Origin of the sequence: Neolewinella agarilytica, assembly GCF_900110645.1 — a bacterium.
GTDB lineage: Bacteria > Bacteroidota > Bacteroidia > Chitinophagales > Saprospiraceae > Neolewinella > Neolewinella agarilytica.
In genome coordinates this window covers 31,614-49,950 of the sequence record NZ_FOFB01000013.1, presented here as the reverse complement: position 1 = coordinate 49,950, position 18,337 = coordinate 31,614, and the positions used below count along the sequence as shown (strand labels likewise).

The following is an 18,337-nucleotide window of genomic DNA, read 5'->3' as shown; positions in this document are numbered from 1 at the left end:
CCGAACTGACTACCTTCACGCCCAGTTTACACAAAAAGACTAACACACTAAAGTATTCTGATATGGCTACCCAACTTCTTGCCGGCAAGCGCGGCGTTATTTTTGGTGCTCTCGATGACCAATCAATTGCCTGGGCCGTAGCGGAGGTTTGTGCCTCCATGGGCGCAAAATTCACGCTTACCAATGCACCCGTTGCGCTTCGGTTTGGTCAGCTGGATGCCCTGGGAGAAAAACTCGGAGCTACCATCATTCCCTGTGATGCTACGAGTATCGAAGAGTTGGAAAATCTCTTTCAGCAGTCAGAGGAAATCCTGGGAGGAAAGATTGATTTCGTCCTCCACGCTATCGGTATGAGCCTCAACGTGCGCAAGAAAAAGCATTACACGGACTCTAACCACGAGTGGATGAAAAAGACTTTCGACATCAGCGCCATGTCCTTTCATAAGATGTGCCAGGTGCTGTATAAGGGAGACCACATGGCGGAATGGGGAAGTATCGTAGGCCTGACTTACATCGCCGCTCAGCGTATTTTCCCGGATTACGGAGAAATGGCGGAGAGCAAGGCGCTGCTGGAAAGCTTCGCTCGTAGCTTCGGCTACCACTTCGGCGAGAAGAAAAAGGTTCGCGTGAACACCATCAGCCAGTCACCCACCATGACGACGGCTGGCAAAGGCATCAAAGGCTTTCAGGAGTTCTTCGGCTACGGAGATGATATGTCGCCCCTGGGCAACGCCCCGGCCATTGACTGTGCCAACTACTGTGCCACCCTCTTTAGCGACCTGACCCGCTACGTGACCATGCAGAACCTCTACCACGATGGCGGATTCTCGAATATGGGGATGAACCCGAAATTGTTGGAAGGGTAGGTTGCCATTGCTCCCAATTATAGCGGGAGTTAGAATGATAGAATTTATAGAGTGATAGAATTGTCCGCCGTGATAATCTTAAAACCCTTCTATTCTATCATTCTACCGCGCAGCAGCAACGTGTCCTTGCTGCGGCATGAATATGAATCGGGTAGGGTAGCCTTGGTATCCATGCTTTCCTATCTACGCAACACTTACCGAATTCGCTTTGGAGAAGAGCTTAGTATTGAGACGGGAACTACGGAGCGGGAACGCTTAGCTATGTACGGTCGGGAACTGTCGGGCTGTTGGTGATTGTCTTAATTTTTCTCTAATCCGGGCATTGTCAGGCAACGTTCCCCTCATTCATCGTTTCTTTGCGGTGCATGAGGAAGTTAGTAAGACAAGACGGGGATTTAGGCGTCCCGCAATGCTGCGGGACAAGTGCAGGAAGAATGCTTGTAGGGCAGGGGAGGAGACTCCTCCTTTTCGCCCTCTTCGTACTATCCGGAACGGTTCTGTTCGGGCAGATCCTTGACCCTTCCTCTGATGGGCGGCCCCAGTCCGGAGACCCCGACTTCGATGCCAGCACCGATCGCCGGGCCGGCCCTCAGGAACAACGGCAGGCCATCGTTGATACTTTCGGCATTTTCACTTACCTGGTGGACAACCCTAACTCTGAAAGCAATTGGCGGGACTCTTTGCTCGATCAATTCCAGCGGTATGAGCCAGACCGAAAGCCTGACTTTGATTACGCCACCATCGGCACCCGTGGTGGAGCAGCTTACCCTCTTCGCTACGAACCGATCACCCGCACGGGCTCGACCATTGGCTTCCGGCAGTTTGACCTCTATCAACTCACGGGTGAAAATCTGGAATATTACCGGCTGGAACACCCCTTCACTTATCTGGGCCACGTGCGTGAAAGCCAGCAGGAGGATAACTGGACCACCGCCAAGTTCAGCCGCAACTTTGCTGCCGGCGTTAACCTGCTCCTTGATTATACCCGAATCTCTCAGCAGGGCACCCAGGATCAGTACCCCAATCAGAACCTTAGAAATACGCATGTGGCCACGGCCCTGAGTGTCCGACCACCGGGCAGCCGCTACAGCGGCTTCTTCAGCTTCGCGGCTAATACCTATGAGCAGTTGCAGAACGGAGGGGTAATTGATTCTTCTTTTCAGAATAATGTAGACGGCGGAGAGGTCAACAACCTGCAAAACCTGGAAAGCTTTCTGGAAGAAACCCGTTTGCGCTACAGCTACCGTGAACTGATGGCTACCCAGTACCTGCAGTTTGGCGGTAAAAAAGACAGCCTGACGGGTAATGAGGGACGGGCTTTCACCCTTCGCCACCGTTTTCGGTTGGATAGTCGCCGCTATCGCGTCTCCGCCGAAGAGACGAATACGGACACCTCCGCGTTCTTTCGTCGTTTTCCAGCTCTATTCGTTGATGTACGCGGCGTCCGCAACCAGATTGAACACCGGATTATCGAAAACGATATCACCCTATCTACCTTTAGGAGAGGACAATCAGGAGACCGGGCTACCGTTCAGAAAGATGTACTGGAAGCCGGCCTGACGCACCAGCTGCACCGTATTCAGCAGGACGGTGATTCCACGGTCAATAACCTGATTGCTCACGCCCGTATTGGTCTTCGGCCCAGTGACCGCCTCAGCCTGCTGGTCAACGCCCAGCTAAATTTAGTGGGCCAAACCGGCGACTATCGTCTCTCCGGTGAAGGTACCCTCGACCTCGGCAAAGCCGGCAAACTCGAGCTCAAGGCCCTGAATCAGCTCTACGCCCAGGATCTGGTAGCCCAGAATTTCCGCCTCAACGGAGAAAATATCTGGAGCAACGATTTTGGGAAAACGCTGGAGCTTCGGCTCGAAGGGGCATACACACTGCCGGTGGTGAAAATCCGGGCTGGGCTGGCGTACTCTTTACTAACGGACTATGTTTACTTCAATTCGGAGGGGCGCCCGGAGCAGTCTAATGGAGCCAACAGCTTGCTGCAGCTGACGGCCGAACGCGACTTCTCCTTCGGCCGCTGGAACCTCAATAACCGACTCCTGCTACAGGAGGCGGATCAGGACGTCTTTCGCCTGCCACGTCTCTACGGCGAGCATAGTTTTTACTACTCCGGAAAGTGGTTTAAGGTCCTGAACGTCAACCTCGGCTTCGACTTCCGCTATGCCTCCGGCTTCCGCCCTTACTACTACAACCCCGTCGTGCAGCAGTTCCAGCTGCAGGAAGACCGGCAGACGGGCTTCCAGTATCAGATTGATCCTTTCTTCAGCATGCGGGTGACCCGCTTCCGCTTCTTCGTGAAGTACGTCCAACTCAACAATCTCTGGGACTTGGATGCTTTGCTTTACCTCACCTCAGATTATCCTTATCCGGATGAGGCGCTGCGAATTGGGGTTAGTTGGCGGTTGTTGGATTAGAAAAAATGACTAATCTATGTAAGCGTTGGCATTTTAGTTTTTTTTGTAAACCCGACTGAAGGTTTCTAATACGTAGGATTGAGGGTACTCTCCTAAATAGGCCTCATAATTACCGTTCTTAGAGAGTACTATAAAGCTATTTCCTAATTGAGGATGCGGAACAAAGTTGCGCTCAATAAGATAATAGGTGTCATCTTTCCAATTAGATATTTCTGCATACTTGCCTAAATCGGCTCCGGGCCGTTTCAGGTAGCTTACGGCAGTTCCTTCTAGTTTATTTATCCGCCGATCGACCTGTTTGTACTTGTTTTTTGTGCAGGAGCTGTTACAACTGCCAGTACTATTACTAAGTGTTTTGGCTGGATAGTAGTAGATTAACAAAACCTTAGACGCAGGTAGATTTTCTTCCTGCGCTAACGAGAATAGGCTATCGGTGAGCTCGGGGCTTAGTGTACCCTTCAGTGCTCGTTTGGTTTTAAATTCTTGACCGCTTTTCATGTAAGTAAAGCTCTTTCTGTTTGGGCTTAGCCTTACTTCTTCAGCGGCTTCGATAACGGTATGCTCTGCATTAGTGCTTGATTGAGTTGTCTTACAGCTATCTAGTAAGAAAAAAAGAGGAAGAAAAAGAATGAGCAGGAAGGGACGCATGTTGATAGGATTTAGCTAGGTTCTGAAACGCTCTAAAGGTAATACATTGGAACATCACCTTTTATCCATCCTTTGCACCTGCACCTCAGCTACGCTCGGCATAAACGCGAACTCCGTTGGCCGCAGCCAAATACAACACCTCCAACCTGCGGCAGCCTACCTGACTACTTCTTCCCTTGCAGTTTCAGCACCACCGTACTCAAAGGTGGAATCGTCATCTCCAGATGATAGGGCCGGCCGTTCCATTCGGAATCAGCAGCTTTTAGCTTAGGCAAGTCGTAGTTACCTGTGCCACCGTACTTCTCCTCATCGCTGTTGAGGATGGCGGCGTAGGTCCCTTTGAAGGGTACTCCGATGCGGTAGTGATGGCGCACGGCCGGTGTGAAGTTGTTGATGACCACCGCAATATCTTTCTCCTTTTTGCCACGGCGCAGATAGCTCAGTACGCTATTCTGGTGATCACCTCCGTCGATCCACTCGAAGCCCTTGGGGTCGTAGGCTTTTTCGTAAAGAGCAGTAGTGCTTTGGTAGAGCTTATTGAGGTCAGCTACGAACTTCTGAAGCGTTTTGTGCGGGGCGTATTTCGTCAGGTTCCAGTCGATACCTTTTTCGATGCTCCACTCGGTCGTCTGCCCGAACTCTCCGCCCATAAAGAGGAGTTTGCTACCGGGGTGGGTGTACATATATCCATACAGCGCGCGCATGTTGGCGAAGCGTTGCCATTCGTCTCCGGGCATCCGGTCAATGAGGGGGCCTTTGCCGTGTACTACTTCATCGTGGCTCAGCGGGAGCATGAAGTTTTCACTGAAAGCATACACGAGACTGAAGGTGATTTCGCCGTGGTGGTAGCTTCGGTGAATGGGCTCATGCTTAAAGTAGCCCAGGGTGTCATGCATCCAGCCCATCATCCACTTCTGCCCAAAGCCGAGGCCTCCGACGTAGGTGGGCCGGGAGACGCCGCTGAAGGCCGTACTTTCCTCCGCGATGGTCATTGTATCAGGGTACTCCCGGAAGATCGTTTCGTTAAACTCCCGGAGGAAGCCAATGGCTTCCAGATTTTCGTTGCCACCGTATTTGTTCGGGATCCATTCTCCTTCCTTGCGGCTGTAGTCCAGGTAGAGCATGGAGGCAACGGCATCTACCCGCAGTCCATCGATGTGGTAACGGTCGAGCCAGAAAAGAGCGTTAGATATCAGGAAGGAGCGGACTTCGTTCCGGCCGTAGTTAAAGATGGCTGATTTCCAGTCAGGGTGAAAGCCCAAACGCGGGTCTTCGTGGTCGAACAGATGCGTACCGTCGAATTGAGCCAGTCCGTGGTCATCGGTAGGAAAGTGACTGGGCACCCAGTCAAGGATCACCCCGATCCCGGCCTTGTGCAGCTCATCCACGAGATACATAAAATCCTGCGGGCCGCCGAAACGGCTCGAGGGGGCAAAGTACCCGGTAATCTGATACCCCCAGCTGGGGAAGTAGGGGTGCTCCATTACGGGCAAAAACTCCACGTGAGTGAAGTTCATTTTTTTCAGGTAAGCGACCAGCTCTACGGCAAGTTCCCGGTAGCTCAGGCTCTCCATCCCGCCTTCTTTTTTCTTCCAGCTACCCAGATGACATTCGTAAACGGAATAGGGCCGATCGATGCCGTTGGCTTCAATGCGCTTGTCCATCCACTCTTTATCGTCCCATTCGTAGTAGGTGTCCCACACTACACTGGCGGTTTTGGGCGGTACCTCCCACAGACGGGCAAAAGGGTCTCCTTTTTCGAGGTGCTCACCATCAGGACCATCAATAGCATATTTGTAAACGGTTCCATTCCCGAGGCCAGGAAGGAAGCCTTCCCAGATGCCGCTGCTGTCCCAACGTGGATTAAGCTTGTGTTCCTGCCGGTTCCAGTAATTAAAGTCACCCACTACACTCACTGCCCGTGCACTGGGCGCCCAAACGGAAAAGTAGGTGCCCTTGGTTCCGTCTACCTCAATGACGTGGCTACCTAGCTTATCATAGGCACGGAAGTTTTTACCAGCCTTCCAGAGGCTGATGTCAAAATCAGTGAAAAGGCTGTGGGCGACTACTTTATTTACGGAACTCATAGGCTGGGAAAATTTTCTAAAGTGGAATGGCTTACGGGCGCATTACCAATTAAGCTGCTAACATAAGTCTAACGGATCAACTTGACAGATGTTAACAGCATAAAAAAACGCTTCGCCCAAAGCTTTCCTTACCGGAGAGCGATGGGCGAAGCGCAGAAGAGAAGCTGAAATTCATCAGCCATGCATAGAATTAGCGACGGCCTCCCTTCAGGGAATCCTGCAGCGTTTTCAGTTCAGCGTCTTTACCGGCAGCGGCTAGTTTAGCCTGTTCCTGCCAGGTGTCAGGCTTAGCAAGACGGAAACGCGCGCCTGCGGCCTGCAGTACGTCAGCAAGTTTCTTGGGGCTGGCTTTGCCCAGCTGGGCGAAAGTGTGAATGTTAGCATCGTTGAGCAGACCGGCGATTTTCGGGCCGATGCCTTCAATGCGCTTCAGATCGTCAGCTTTTTTCGCAGCGGCTTTTTTCGCAGGAGCAGCCTTCTTGGGAGCAGCTTTTTTAGCTGGAGCGGCTTTCTTAGGGGCGGCCTTCTTCGCAGCAGGCTTCGCAGCGGCTTTCTTCGCTGGAGCAGCTTTCTTGGGAGCTGCTTTTTTAGGCGCGGCCTTCTTGGCAGCAATAGCATCTAAAGCAAAACAGCAGTTGATCGTACCGTATCCGCTATCGGTATAAGCTTCGGCACTGTCGTCATTTTTCCAGTCCCAACCATCAACCAGGTAGCGGAATTGGTAATGGCCTGCGGGCAGTTCAGTGCTGGCTTTATAGGTGCCTTTGCCATTTTTCATGACCAGGCCTCCGTCCCAACTCCAGTCGTTGAAATTAGCCAGTACCCGTACTTCACGGCCGGCTCCGATAAGATCAGAAGGGACCTCAAAAGTAACCTTGTACTGATTTTTTGATTTTACAACAGACTTCTTAATCATAATAGTAGTGTGGTTTTTTTACAGATGGAAGGACTTGGATAGTGTTCTATGTACACTAACGCCAATTTAAATGTAAAGTTATGCCGAACTATCTGATAATCAAATGTTTTGGGCGCTATACGCAGGTGCTGATTAGGTTGAGGGAGCAAGGGGATTCGCATTTTCCCAAATTTATTCTGTTTAATAGAAATAGTAACTAAGTGTATTTCGCGGGGCGTTTTATCCCCAAATAATGCTTGGTGGTAAAAAAGTGAGAAATCATAGGAATTTGTCAAAAATATTTTCGCTGTCCTTCAGTTTTTGCTCAAGGAGTTGATAGTATCGGCCAATATCGCTGCCATCAACCAAGGCATGATGCGCTTGTACGCCTAGCGGAAGAAATACTTTCTGGTCTCTTTTATAGTATTTCCCCCAGGTGATACGCGGTATGCTATCGGCTGGTGAATGATTCATTGCATGGGTTATGCTGGTGAAACTCGCCCAGGGGAAGGCGGACAGGAAGAGGTAGTCGTCTGCGCCTGGCTCGTCTTCAAAGCTCGGGTTTTCTTTCATGGCCTCGATGGTTTCTTCGGCAAGGGTGTGAAAGTCAGTGGGGTCTTGCAGATAGGGGACGGTGCAAAAGCTAAACACTGAAGACGCAGCAGTAGGTACGGTGAAACTAGGCTTCAGATTATCATGCGCAACAACTTCTTCTCCTCTGATGCGCCAGCAAAAGGGAGAAATCTCCAAGGCTGTTTGAGTAATGAGATATACAATGGCCGGCGTGAACCGTAAGCCTGGTGATCGTCGTACACAATCAAGAAATATTGTGATGTCTACGTCTGCCGTTATGCCAAAGTGCGGACTATCCATATTCCGAAAAAAATCGAAGTGGAGGCGGCGGTGAGGGTCTTCGAAAGAGATCTTTTTCATGGAGGTGAAGATAGGTATTTAAGGTCCTTACACTTGGCGTGAAGGAGCACGTTTAAATAACCAAAGGCACTAACGAGTTGATTATCCTGACCTGGCCGCTGGATGCTGAAATCCCTGTAGGTGAAGATTGATCTTCTCATAGGTGGTGCATCTGGTAATCCTGATCGCAATGCCTGCCCCAAACTATGCTCCTCAACGGCTTTCTCTGCTCCTGTCCCGCAAAACTGCGGGACGCCCCAAAATGCTGTAGCTAACTAAGAGGCTTAAGTACCGACCACAAAAAAAGCCCCCCCCGGCAAAAAGCCGAGAGGGGCGAAAACTTAAAGTCGATCATGCAAAAAATCTTAGCGCAGCGTAAAGGCTGCTGTATAGTTCTGTACGTCTTTCGACGAGATGGTGACGAGATAATCTCCCGCCGCCAGTTGATTCAATTGGTAGGAACGCCGGACGCTTGCTTTTCCGTCAACTTCCTCACTGAAGATTTCCTCTCCAGCTTTGTCCGTCAACCGAAGGCTGATCCGTCGGCAAGGCTTATTGCGGCAGTTAACCACTAATACACCGCTGCTTTTCAGGTCAACAACCGGAAACTGCGTCCGCAGGGCCAGGTTCCGATCCGTAGAAATGTTATCACTACTCATCGTTACGGGTAATTCCGTTCTCCCGACAGCATCTGCCAGAATTATGGTATACTTGCCCGGGCCAAAGTTGTTCTGCTTAAACCGTTTGGCTAAGAAGGTTCCTGGGGCCAGCTCTTCCTGAAAGATAAGATCTCCGGAATTGCTGTATATTTCAAAGTCTGTCGTACGGTCAAAAGCGACCGTTGTGCGGAAGACAACACTCTGATTAGACTGGTCTGCCAAGACGACAATGTCAAATGGATCTACCGATGCCGTTGCTACGGAAGAGAAAACCAACAGACAAAATAGATTAAGTACTATTTTCATGGTTTCAAGAGGTTAGTAGTTCACAAATGGTGCATGTCCGACCTCATTGCAATGCAAAGATGGAGCGAATATTCGCTGTTTGCCACGCGTATCTTGGCAAAGACTGCGCATTTATTAACCATTGATATTTGAAGGGGTAAAAAACAGCATTGCTAGGGTAATATATGCGCCTTTTGGCCCTTTATTAACTCATCAATTGACAATATTGGCACAGTCCTCCCGCAAAGGTTTGTACCCCCCCGACTCGTCCGAATCTCATCTGATGTGTTACTTTAGGGCATGGATACGTCCAACCAATAGTTTGCGTTAGTACAGTCGTCAGAATTTTTCCCATGGATTTAAATACCACTCCCGTATTAGAACGGGTAATGCCGCAGCCAGGAGCCTCTTTTTTAGTAAAGCATTACGCTGATCCTTCTATCCGGGTAAACAAGCTGCCTAACTGGCACTATCATCCGGAGCTGGAACTGGTGTATGTTCGCGGTGGCCATGGTCGCCGTCATGTGGGGAGCCACGTGTCTCACTATCGGGATGGTGAGCTCATTCTCATTGGCTCCAATTTGCCCCATTGGGGTTTTACGGATCGCTTTACCGGAAACAAGGCCGAAACTGTCGTACAGTTCTCTACCGATTTTCCTTCTGCCGATTTTCTCAACCTGCCAGAAATGCGTGGCGTGAGTGACCTGATGGATCGAGCCAGGAACGGACTCTCTTTTGGGGGGCTTACGCGCACCGTCCAGGGCTCTCGCCTGGAGCGACTGATCGATCTTGATCCGCTTAGCCGTTTGTTGCTGCTGATCGACATCTTACAGAACCTGGCGGTAAGCCAGGAATATGAATCGCTTAACGCTGACGGCTTCCACCTGCAAATTGCTACGCACGGCTACGATCGGTTTAACGATGTGCAGCAGTTTATCAGCGAAAACTTTCGGGATGAGATGTCCCTTACGGAAATTGCGAAGGTGGCTTCCATGACGGTTCCAGCTTTTTGTCGCTACTTCAAAAAAGTGACGGGCAAAACCTTTGTCACCTACCTCAATAACTTCCGGATCGTATATTCCTGTAAGCTGCTGGGCGACGAGCACTCGACTATCGCTGAAGTAGCTTACGATAGTGGCTTCAATTCTCTCAGTCAGTTTAACCGGGCCTTTAAAAAGCATACCGGAAGAACACCGACGGAGTATCGGAGTGATTTGCGCAAAACGATTGTAGGGCTGTTGCCGGATTAGGCGCCCGCTGCTGCGCAGGCTTTCAGACGAAAGGGATCGCTGCGCTCCTCTTTCTTGCAGACGCGCTTCGCGCTTTTAGGTGCTCCTTAGGGTAGGTGCCTAAAATCGCGGAGCGCGTCTACAAAAAGTTACCGCTTTTTCTTCTTCTTTCCCTTTTCCCATTGCTCGGCTTCTTTCAAAAGTTCGTCCAGGTTCATGTTGTCCGTACGGCTGAAGTGAAGCGTTTCCTTGTATTGTTGCCGGTCAAGTTCCACAACCTTGATTTCGGTGCCGGTATAGGCCTCAATGGCCCTGAGCTTATCGTGTTCCTGCGGGGCACAAAAAGTGTAGGCGAAGCCCCGGCGTTCCCCACGGCCGGTACGGCCGACGCGATGGACGTAGTTATCGGCCTGGTCGGGCAGGTCGTAATTAATGACATGCGTCACGTCAGGGATGTCAATACCTCTGGCGCTAACATCAGTAGCGATCATAACGCGTTGCTCGCCGTTTCGGAAAGCTTCGAGAGCGGTATTACGTTCTTCCTGGCTAAGGTCACCGTGTAGATAGAGTGTCGGGATGTCAACCCGGCTCATGGCTTTATGGACTCTTTCGGCGCGGACGCGGGTGCGAACAAAGGCTAATATTTTGGCTTCGGGATTTTCCTTAATGAACCGTTCGAGAAAGAAGCGTTTGTCGTCCATCTCAATAAATACAACAGAATGATCGACATTGCGAGAGATCGGATCCTTCGGAGAGATTTGAATGCGGATGGGCTTATTGACTAGCGTGTAGGCCAGCTTTTTGATTTTCTCGTTGATGGTAGCGGAGAAAAATAATGTTTGCCGCCGCATCTTCAGGTGGCCGAGTACACCGCGGATGTCATCAATGAAACCAAGGTCGAGCATCAGGTCGGCCTCGTCGAGAACGAGAATGTTAACCCGTTCAAGTCGGAGAATTTTCTGGTTGAGCAGGTCGAACATCCGCCCGGGGGTGGCGATGAGGATGTCTACACCGTTTTGGAGTCGCGCAATTTGTGGGTCTTGCTCCACGCCGCCAGTAAGAGCAAAAACCTTCACCCGGGTTCCGTTGGCCAGTGCCGTAAATACTTCATCGAGTTGCATGGCCAGCTCACGTGTAGGGACCATGATGAGGCACTTGATGCCGTCTTTGCGACGTTGGTTTTCCTTGCCGGTATGAATCAGCTGTAAGACGGGAATAGCAAAGGCTGCCGTTTTACCGGTACCCGTTTGGGCGATACCCATAACGTCCTCTCCGGCCAGGATGTGCCGGATGGCTTTGTACTGGATGTCCGTGGGGCGCTTCCAGCCTAGTTTGCCAATGCTTCGCTTAATTTCTGAAGCGAGCGGGTAGTCGGTAAATTTCATAGAGCAAAGGTAAATGATTAGGCAATACAACAGATGTAAGAATGGCAACCGTATTCGCCTGAAGGGCATTTCCTCCTGCTTCAGTTGGTCTGACGGCTAAGGTGTATCCTTATATCTGGCACACTGCCAATGTTAAAGGGGGCGGGAGGATGATGGAGCGCTGCTGTGCATTTTAGCTTGGGCCAGCTGCAACCAGGTTCTGATTGTTCCTGGCTGCTACCATTGTCGTCTTTACTTTACATTTGTGGCGTTTTTCGCGCGTCCCCGGGCTACGTTGTAGCGCTGACTACAACCAGTACACTGGTAATCGATGTGATTCGGAGCGTGAGACAGAAGCTCGTTTAAACGGGATTATCAGACCGTTTTAAAGTACATCCTTACATTATGCATTCTCCTTATACTTTTGATACCAGGCTTCAACTACTGGATTCCATGGCCAGTGGAGATCTTAGTTTTAAACAGGAACTCATTGACGTCTACCTGCGTGACCTGACACAAATGAAAAGACAATTGTCTAAAGCATTCAGTGAACGGGATTTCGTTTCCCTAAAGCGGGTGTTTCACACTTTGAAGTCGAACGCGAAGGTGCTTGGTTCAGACTCTCTCTCTGCTCTGTGCCTTGTATTGGAAAAAGCCTCGGAAGGGAAAGACCTGAAGAGGGTGGCATCTCTACTTCCGGAATTTTCCAGTCAGGTGAAAATGCACGAAAGGGACCTAAAGAAATCGATTAAGGGCCTTTCTTAATAAACGGTAGGAGTTTTACTCCCCGATGAACATCCTACCTTCATCCTAAAATTAACTTCCATGACGCTTCAGGTCGCTGACAGCTATCAGATTGAAATTGGCTCTATTACCCAGAAGCACTTTGACTGGCTCAGGGGCAAAGAATACGCCGGCTGGATAGTCTTTGCTGATGATAACACAGTTATTGACTGTCTGCCTCTGATTGAGCACTACCTGCCGGAAGGGACGCCGGTGGTGGTGGCGCCGGAAGGAGAGCTCAATAAGCACTTGGGAACCTGCCAGGAACTTTGGGAAGCCATGTTTGAGGCTGGGGTAGGGCGCCGCTGGTGCGCCATCTGTCTGGGCGGCGGAGTATTGGAAGATATGAGCGGTTTTGTGGCCTCTACCTATAAGCGTGGGATTGACTTTTTACAGATTCCTACCACACTCCTGTCGATGGTAGACTCTTCCGTTGGGGGGAAGCTGGGGATCGATTTTAATCATGTCAAGAACAGTATCGGAGTCTTCAATGACCCGGTCGCAGTTTGGATTGACCCGGCTTTCCTGAAAACACTTTCTGCCCGGGAAGTCCGGTCAGGCTACGGAGAAATTGTGAAGCACGCACTTATCGCTGATCGGGAGCAGTGGGAGGCGGTCAAGACGATTACGAAACTGGAGGAAGTTGACTGGAGTACCATCATCCCGGCAAGTGTAAACATTAAACGGGAAGTCGTGCTGGAGGACCCCTTTGAGAAAGGCTTGCGCAAATCCCTGAACTTCGGCCATACCATTGGTCACGCCATTGAGTCTTTTTGGCTGGAAACGGAGGATCGTTTGTTCCACGGCGAAGCCGTGGCAGCGGGTATGATAATGGAGAGTTGGCTAAGCACGCAGCTGGACTCTCTGTCAGGTGATGACCTCGAAGAAATTACCACCTATCTGCTGAAAATCTACGGTCACCAGGCAGTACCGGAATCGGCCTTCGGGCAGTTGCTCACCCTTATGCGGCAGGATAAGAAAAATGAAGACAGCCGAATCAACTTCACGCTGCTCTCCGCCCCGGGCAGCGCCCGGGTAAACGCTACGGCAGAACCTGACATGATTGTTGCCGCTCTGCGGTGGTACAATGGGCTGGGGTAGAGAGGCCAACGGCTTACCCGACCACTTCCGTCACCGTGTAATAAACTCATAACTTCGTCGACCGTAGCCAGGTTAGTGTCTCCGGAAACAGAGTGCTTAAGTGCAGAAGCGGCAACAGCAAAGCGGAGAGCCATTGGGTCCTCTTGCGGCCAGGTAAGGAAGCCGTAAATCAGGCCAGCCATGAAACTGTCACCACCGCCAACGCGGTCTACGATATGGCTCAGTTCGTAGGTCGGACTTGTGTGAATCTGTTTACCATCCCACAACATCGCCGACCAGGTGTTATGGCTTGCACTGATGGATCCCCGGGAAGTGGAAATTACCTTCTTTACTTTTGGAAACCGTTGCATAACTGCTTTGCCAACGGCTGAATAGCTGGTACGGCTGTCCGGATTTTTATTCCATAAGCCTTCTTCCTCAAAGGGAATATCGAATAGTGTTTCTGCGTCAAATTTGCTGCTGATCACGATATCACTGTACTCAACTAATGCCGGCAGAACTTCTGCTGGTGATTTGCCGTATTTCCATAGGGCTTTACGGTAATTCGGGTCTGAAGAGATGGTAATTCCCCGGTCGGCGGCGGCTTTACAGGCTTCCAGGCAGGCATCCGCTGCGGATTGACTGAGGCCCGGAGTAACTCCCGTCCAATGAAACCAATCTACGTCTTCGAATGCAGCTTCCCAGTCAATTTGACCTGGCATAATAGTTGTCATACTGGAATAGGCTCTGTCGTAGACTACTTTAGCCCCCCGTTGCATAGCGCCCGTTTCCAGAAAGTAAATACCTAACCTTTCTCCTCCCCGGATCACATGATTGGTGTCTACACCGCAGGAATTCAGGGCGTTAAGTGCACACGCTCCGATGTCGTTCTCAGGGATTCGGGTGACAAAGCGAGTGTCAAGTCCGAAATTAGCGAGACTAAAAGCTACGTTGGATTCTCCTCCGGCATAGATCGCGTCAAAGGAAGATGCTTGAGAAAAACGTTTCCAGCCGGGCGGGCTAAGCCGAAGCATGATTTCTCCGAATGTTACAATTCTCGGCATAACGCTATGGTTTTAGAGGAGAAACGGATAAACGACAGAACGATGATACTGAAAATCGGGAGACTGGCATAGCGGGAATATCTCCACCTTGCTCTTATCAACGGTTCTTTGCACCTGCGTCAGCGCCTCCTCAGCCGTTTTTTGGTTCTTAAACAAATGTAAACCTCCCTTGCTGGCTAATACTTTCGGCGAGTCGTGCGTTACCTTTGCGCAACGCAAAACGCGCTTACATGAAGTTTCTTTCTCTCTTTGCCTTACTATTTCCTTTTGCCTCCGTGCTGTTGGCACAAGAAGGCTATAAAATCAGCGTCGATATTGAAGGCTACGACCAGGAAATCCTGACCATGGCTAACAATATTCTCGATAAGCAATATCTCATGGATACGGCTTATCAGACGGAAGATGGAAGTTATCTTTTTGTTGGAGATGAACCGCTGCCCGCAGGTATTTATCTCGTGGTAACTCAACCCGACAATAACTACTTCCAGATGCTGATCGGCACGGATGGAGATCAGGAATTCAGCCTGTCTACTCAGCTGACCAATCTCGGAAAAGTTACGGCAAAAGGTAGCCGGGAAAACGAGCTTTTTTTCGGATACATGGATTTTCTAAACAACATGCAGGAAGAAAGTAAGCCGCTGGTGCAAGTCCTTCAGGACTCTACGACCACGGACGCAAGGAGGGAAGAAGTAACGAAGGAAATGGAAGGTTTTGACCTACGCGTTAAGGCTAAACAAGACGATATAATCAAAGAGCATCCGGCATCTTTTGTCGCTGCCATCATCCGCACTAACCAGTCGAATAACCCGCCGGAATACCCTGAAATAGCGGACGAAACGGAACGACGAACCGCCCAGCTAAAGTGGTTGCAGAAACACTATTTCGACCCCATTGATCTAAAGGATGAGCGACTGCTCCGGACACCTTTTCTCTTCAATCGGATCGAGTATTTTGTGGATAAGCTCCACGTTCAGCACCCCGATACGGTATCAAAAACGATTGATGGAGTACTGGATCTGATGGATCCAAAATCCGAGATGTTTAAGTACTACGTTGTTCATTTTATCAACAAAGCAGCAGCCAGCAAAATTGTTGGTATGGATGCTGTTTACGTGCATATGGTGGACAATTACTACAGTAACGGCCGCGCTTACTGGACGGATGAAGAGCAACTAAAGAGTATGCAGGAAAATGCGGAACGGGCCAGACCTCTCCTCATCGGTAAGCAAGCACCGAATATGAAGATGAGTCGGCGGGATGGAACTCCCGTTGAGTTGTATGATCTAAAGGCTAACTATACCATTCTCTATTTTTGGCAATTTGCCTGCCCGTCCTGCAAAAAGTCCACCCCTTTCATGAAGGAGTTCTACGAGAAATGGAAAGACAAAGGTGTGGAGATTTTCTCCATCTGTACCAAGCAGGGAGAGATTGGTAAATGCTGGGAATACATTGATGACAATGGGATCGGGGAATGGCTGCATGCCACGGATCGCTACATGCGCTTTTATAAAGACTATGACATTCGGTCCACTCCTTCCATTTTTGTCCTTGATGAGAATAAGAAGATCGTCTCGAAGCGAATTGGTGCCCAGCAACTCGATGAGTTGCTCACCGCACTGGAACGACAAAAGGAATTAGAGGCAGAAGCGAGCGGCAAGTAATACCTCAGACTTTTATGCCATCCCTCAAGCAGCAAACAGCACATTCAAAATCATGAACGAAGCACTTTCCTTCAGCCCGCAGATGGGCGACATATACCTGATGGCTGCTGTTTGTGGGGCCTTGTTTATCATCCTTGTCTGGTTGGCCTTCAGGCTTAACAAAAACAAGCATCCGGATCCTCGTCGCAGAGTGTTGATGCCCATGCTGTCCTATTTCTTAGCATTGCTGGCCCTGATGGGCTTTCTGGGCTCTTTCTGGTCGGTCTTCAAATATCCTGAAGTGAAAATTGCGGATGAGAGACTACTGATTGGCAGCGAAGACTTTCCAATGCCTAAACCTTCGGAAATGCGCCTGGAAAGCTATACGGGCAGCGGCTTAGGGCCCGCCACGAGAGTGTTGCTGGTCCAAACCAAAGATCGCCGCACCTGGGCCTTTCCCGCTGATCGGTATAACATTAATGAAATGATGCGGGCGATGCGCGGGGAGTGAGGCCAACATGAGTTATCCCTGTTTTTGGGATGAGATGACTATGTTTTCTGGTAAATAATAAGACTTTTAGCGATCAGCGGACAGCATTCAGGCAAAACGGCTCTGAATGCTGTCCGCTGATCGTTTTCTATACCGCTCGAACGAGGTTTCATCCGAGAAAACACAGAGAAGGCTGCCTAAAATTCGGGATGACTCATGTTGGGCACTATTAATCGACCGCCGCAATACAGCTAATCTCCACATTCACGTATTTCGGAAGGTTGGCTACTTCCACCAGGGCACGAGCTGGTGCCGTCTCTGCGTCAAAGTATTCGCTGTAGACTGCGTTGATACGGCCAAAGTTTTCGATGTCGCTTACAAAAACGCTGCACTTCAGGATGTTGGCAAAGCTGGTACCTGCAGCTTCCAGAATGGCGCCCAGGTTGTCCAGTACCCGGCGGGTTTCTGTTTCGATATCGCCGGTGAGTAGTTCACCGCTGTCGGGGTCCAGGGCGATTTGCCCACTTACGTATAGAACGCCGTTATGGAGAATAGCCTGGTTGTAGGCGCCTACGGGAGCAGGTGCGTTAGAAGTATTAATGATGGTTCTGGACATAGTTGATTGTTTTTCGTGGCCGAAAGTAAGGGGAATATATCAAACACGAATAGCCCACTGGTATGGAACCAGTGGGCTATTCAAATAGCTACAAGTAAGAAGCTCTACTCTTCGATGTCACCGACCTCTTCGTCCTCGAACTGCTCGGGGCCTTTGACGATCATATTACCGTTGTAGAACATGTTACCTTCCGCATCAAAGTAGGCGCGGTGAGGCTGGTGAGTTTCACCGGTCGTCTGACAAACGGAGATAGTGGGGGCCGTAGCCTTGTAGTGAGTACGACGCTTACGCTTCCGTTGCTTCGAGATCCGCGACTTGGGATGTGCCATGGCTATTTAGATTTTGTTCTTTTATTTATTTGATATCCTTCAGTACGTCCCAGGGGCCTGGTTTGTCAGAATCATTTGATGTTTCTTCATCCGGGGCCGGAGCCACATCTACGGAAGCATCAATACGATCCAGCATTTCTTCATCGCAAGGGTAGGGCCCTTCCCCCGCACGGCAGTCATAGGTGCGGATCATGGGTAGAGCCAGCAACACCATTTCGTAGGCATAGGGAGCGACGTTGAAAAGACTAGTGTCCGGATGGAGATAAATGAGCTCTCCTTCTTCTTCCAAAGAAGTGGCTTCAGCACTGAACTTCACAATCAACTGACGTTTATCAGCAATCGGCAAGTCAATGTCTGCCAAACAACGATCACAGTTGGTATTTGTGGTACCCGCAAAATCGAAGTCCAGCACCATCTCGCGGGTCTGCCGGTCAACGGTAAGCTGAAGCTTTACGTTGGCGTGCTTTACCGGAGAATCGGGAAAAGTAGCGAAGAATTCATCATCAACGATCAGGTCATACACGTAAATACCCTGACTAAGCCCGCTTAAGGGTAAGATAAAAGGAGATTGTGTGGACATGGCCTTACGTTTTGTTCCGGATTTGGAGCCCGTTGGCACCGGAGGACGTTTCAAAGTGGGCGCAAAGATACGGGTTTTGTTGGTTTAGACAAGATTTGTTGGTCTTTTTTTACCGTTTCTATTAGTGCACCTGTCTCCGAACAGAGGATTGACTATTAACGGTTTATTGAGTCAGCGCACAAAGGCCTGAAGGGGAGCTGTAAGCAGGGAACCAGGTCGTAGTAGCTCGACAGTTAACCATCTGTCTTTGAAAAATAGGACAATAAACATTCAAACTTAAACATATTAACGATTTCGTCTTCCTTTATCTCCATTTCATGGACAATTATAGCTAATTCCTGGCCGTTAATTCTTACGGCGGTATGATTTAGACTTACCTTCGGT

Annotated in this window: 17 protein-coding genes and 1 pseudogene; 8 read left to right on the top strand and 10 right to left on the bottom strand. The window is 50.0% G+C overall.

The window, feature by feature from the left end; translation table 11 throughout:
* Positions 1 to 62: 62 nt before the first annotated feature.
* The 3 genes from BM123_RS12620 (at position 63) to BM123_RS12615 (ending at position 3,292) form a co-directional block, all read left to right on the top strand.
* On the top strand, positions 63 to 866 hold the full coding sequence (locus BM123_RS12620) for an enoyl-ACP reductase FabI (RefSeq protein WP_090169034.1): 804 nt from the start codon (positions 63 to 65) through the stop codon (positions 864 to 866).
* A gap of 171 nt (positions 867 to 1,037) precedes the next feature.
* Positions 1,038 to 1,160, top strand: a complete 123-nt coding sequence (locus BM123_RS24700; RefSeq protein WP_262490464.1) for a hypothetical protein — start codon at positions 1,038 to 1,040, stop codon at positions 1,158 to 1,160.
* A gap of 140 nt (positions 1,161 to 1,300) precedes the next feature.
* Positions 1,301 to 3,292, top strand: a complete 1,992-nt coding sequence (locus tag BM123_RS12615; protein ID WP_175489365.1) for a putative porin — start codon at positions 1,301 to 1,303, stop codon at positions 3,290 to 3,292.
* A gap of 33 nt (positions 3,293 to 3,325) precedes the next feature.
* Here the strand turns inward: BM123_RS12615 and BM123_RS12610 are convergent, their stop codons facing one another.
* The 5 genes from BM123_RS12610 to BM123_RS12590 form a co-directional block, all read right to left on the bottom strand.
* The gene (locus BM123_RS12610) at positions 3,326 to 3,940 is read right to left on the bottom strand and encodes a hypothetical protein (RefSeq protein WP_090169030.1); all 615 of its coding nucleotides are present in this window, start codon (positions 3,938 to 3,940) and stop codon (positions 3,326 to 3,328) included.
* Positions 3,941 to 4,104: 164 nt separating this feature from the next.
* The gene (gene glgB / locus BM123_RS12605; RefSeq protein WP_090169029.1) at positions 4,105 to 6,027 is read right to left on the bottom strand and encodes a 1,4-alpha-glucan branching protein GlgB; all 1,923 of its coding nucleotides are present in this window, start codon (positions 6,025 to 6,027) and stop codon (positions 4,105 to 4,107) included.
* Between the two features lie 190 nt (positions 6,028 to 6,217).
* Positions 6,218 to 6,943 (bottom strand): DUF4332 domain-containing protein, encoded by a 726-nt coding sequence (locus BM123_RS12600; protein WP_090169027.1) that lies wholly within the window; start codon positions 6,941 to 6,943, stop codon positions 6,218 to 6,220.
* Between the two features lie 258 nt (positions 6,944 to 7,201).
* Entirely contained in the window at positions 7,202 to 7,855 is a 654-nt protein-coding gene (locus BM123_RS12595; RefSeq protein ID WP_090169024.1) for a CatA-like O-acetyltransferase, read from the bottom strand.
* Between the two features lie 344 nt (positions 7,856 to 8,199).
* Positions 8,200 to 8,799 (bottom strand): hypothetical protein, encoded by a 600-nt coding sequence (locus BM123_RS12590; RefSeq protein WP_139211873.1) that lies wholly within the window; start codon positions 8,797 to 8,799, stop codon positions 8,200 to 8,202.
* A gap of 332 nt (positions 8,800 to 9,131) precedes the next feature.
* On the opposite strand from BM123_RS12590, the gene BM123_RS12585 reads away from it, so the two are divergent.
* Positions 9,132 to 10,028, top strand: coding sequence for a helix-turn-helix domain-containing protein (locus BM123_RS12585; protein WP_090169021.1), 897 nt, complete (start codon positions 9,132 to 9,134; stop codon positions 10,026 to 10,028).
* Between the two features lie 128 nt (positions 10,029 to 10,156).
* On the opposite strand, the gene BM123_RS12580 is transcribed toward BM123_RS12585, so the two are convergent.
* The gene (locus BM123_RS12580; RefSeq protein ID WP_175489364.1) at positions 10,157 to 11,392 is read right to left on the bottom strand and encodes a DEAD/DEAH box helicase; all 1,236 of its coding nucleotides are present in this window, start codon (positions 11,390 to 11,392) and stop codon (positions 10,157 to 10,159) included.
* A gap of 384 nt (positions 11,393 to 11,776) precedes the next feature.
* Here BM123_RS12580 and BM123_RS24920 point away from each other — a divergent pair, with 384 nt between their 5' ends.
* On the top strand, positions 11,777 to 12,136 hold the full coding sequence (locus BM123_RS24920; protein ID WP_090169017.1) for an Hpt domain-containing protein: 360 nt from the start codon (positions 11,777 to 11,779) through the stop codon (positions 12,134 to 12,136).
* Positions 12,137 to 12,196: 60 nt separating this feature from the next.
* The gene (aroB, locus tag BM123_RS12570) at positions 12,197 to 13,255 is read left to right on the top strand and encodes a 3-dehydroquinate synthase (protein WP_090169016.1); all 1,059 of its coding nucleotides are present in this window, start codon (positions 12,197 to 12,199) and stop codon (positions 13,253 to 13,255) included.
* 83 nt (positions 13,256 to 13,338) lie between these two features.
* Here aroB and BM123_RS12565 read toward each other — a convergent pair.
* Positions 13,339 to 14,298 (bottom strand): annotated as a pseudogene (locus tag BM123_RS12565) (PfkB family carbohydrate kinase); the annotation flags it as partial.
* 230 nt (positions 14,299 to 14,528) lie between these two features.
* Here BM123_RS12565 and BM123_RS12560 point away from each other — a divergent pair.
* Both BM123_RS12560 and BM123_RS12555 read left to right on the top strand, forming a co-directional pair.
* Entirely contained in the window at positions 14,529 to 15,959 is a 1,431-nt protein-coding gene (locus tag BM123_RS12560; protein WP_090169014.1) for a redoxin domain-containing protein, read from the top strand.
* Between the two features lie 52 nt (positions 15,960 to 16,011).
* The gene (locus BM123_RS12555; RefSeq protein ID WP_090169011.1) at positions 16,012 to 16,449 is read left to right on the top strand and encodes a hypothetical protein; all 438 of its coding nucleotides are present in this window, start codon (positions 16,012 to 16,014) and stop codon (positions 16,447 to 16,449) included.
* Between the two features lie 208 nt (positions 16,450 to 16,657).
* Here BM123_RS12555 and BM123_RS12550 read toward each other — a convergent pair whose 3' ends face one another.
* From BM123_RS12550 to BM123_RS12540, 3 genes are all read right to left on the bottom strand, one after another.
* Complete coding sequence (locus tag BM123_RS12550) at positions 16,658 to 17,044, bottom strand: Rid family detoxifying hydrolase (RefSeq protein WP_090169009.1); 387 nt, start codon at positions 17,042 to 17,044, stop codon at positions 16,658 to 16,660.
* 104 nt (positions 17,045 to 17,148) lie between these two features.
* Positions 17,149 to 17,373 (bottom strand): 50S ribosomal protein L32, encoded by a 225-nt coding sequence (gene rpmF, locus BM123_RS24695; protein WP_090169007.1) that lies wholly within the window; start codon positions 17,371 to 17,373, stop codon positions 17,149 to 17,151.
* A 25-nt stretch (positions 17,374 to 17,398) separates the two neighbouring features.
* A complete protein-coding gene (locus tag BM123_RS12540) occupies positions 17,399 to 17,953 on the bottom strand; it encodes a YceD family protein (RefSeq protein WP_090169005.1) in 555 nt (184 codons plus the stop codon).
* Between the last annotated feature and the right edge of the window lie 384 nt (positions 17,954 to 18,337).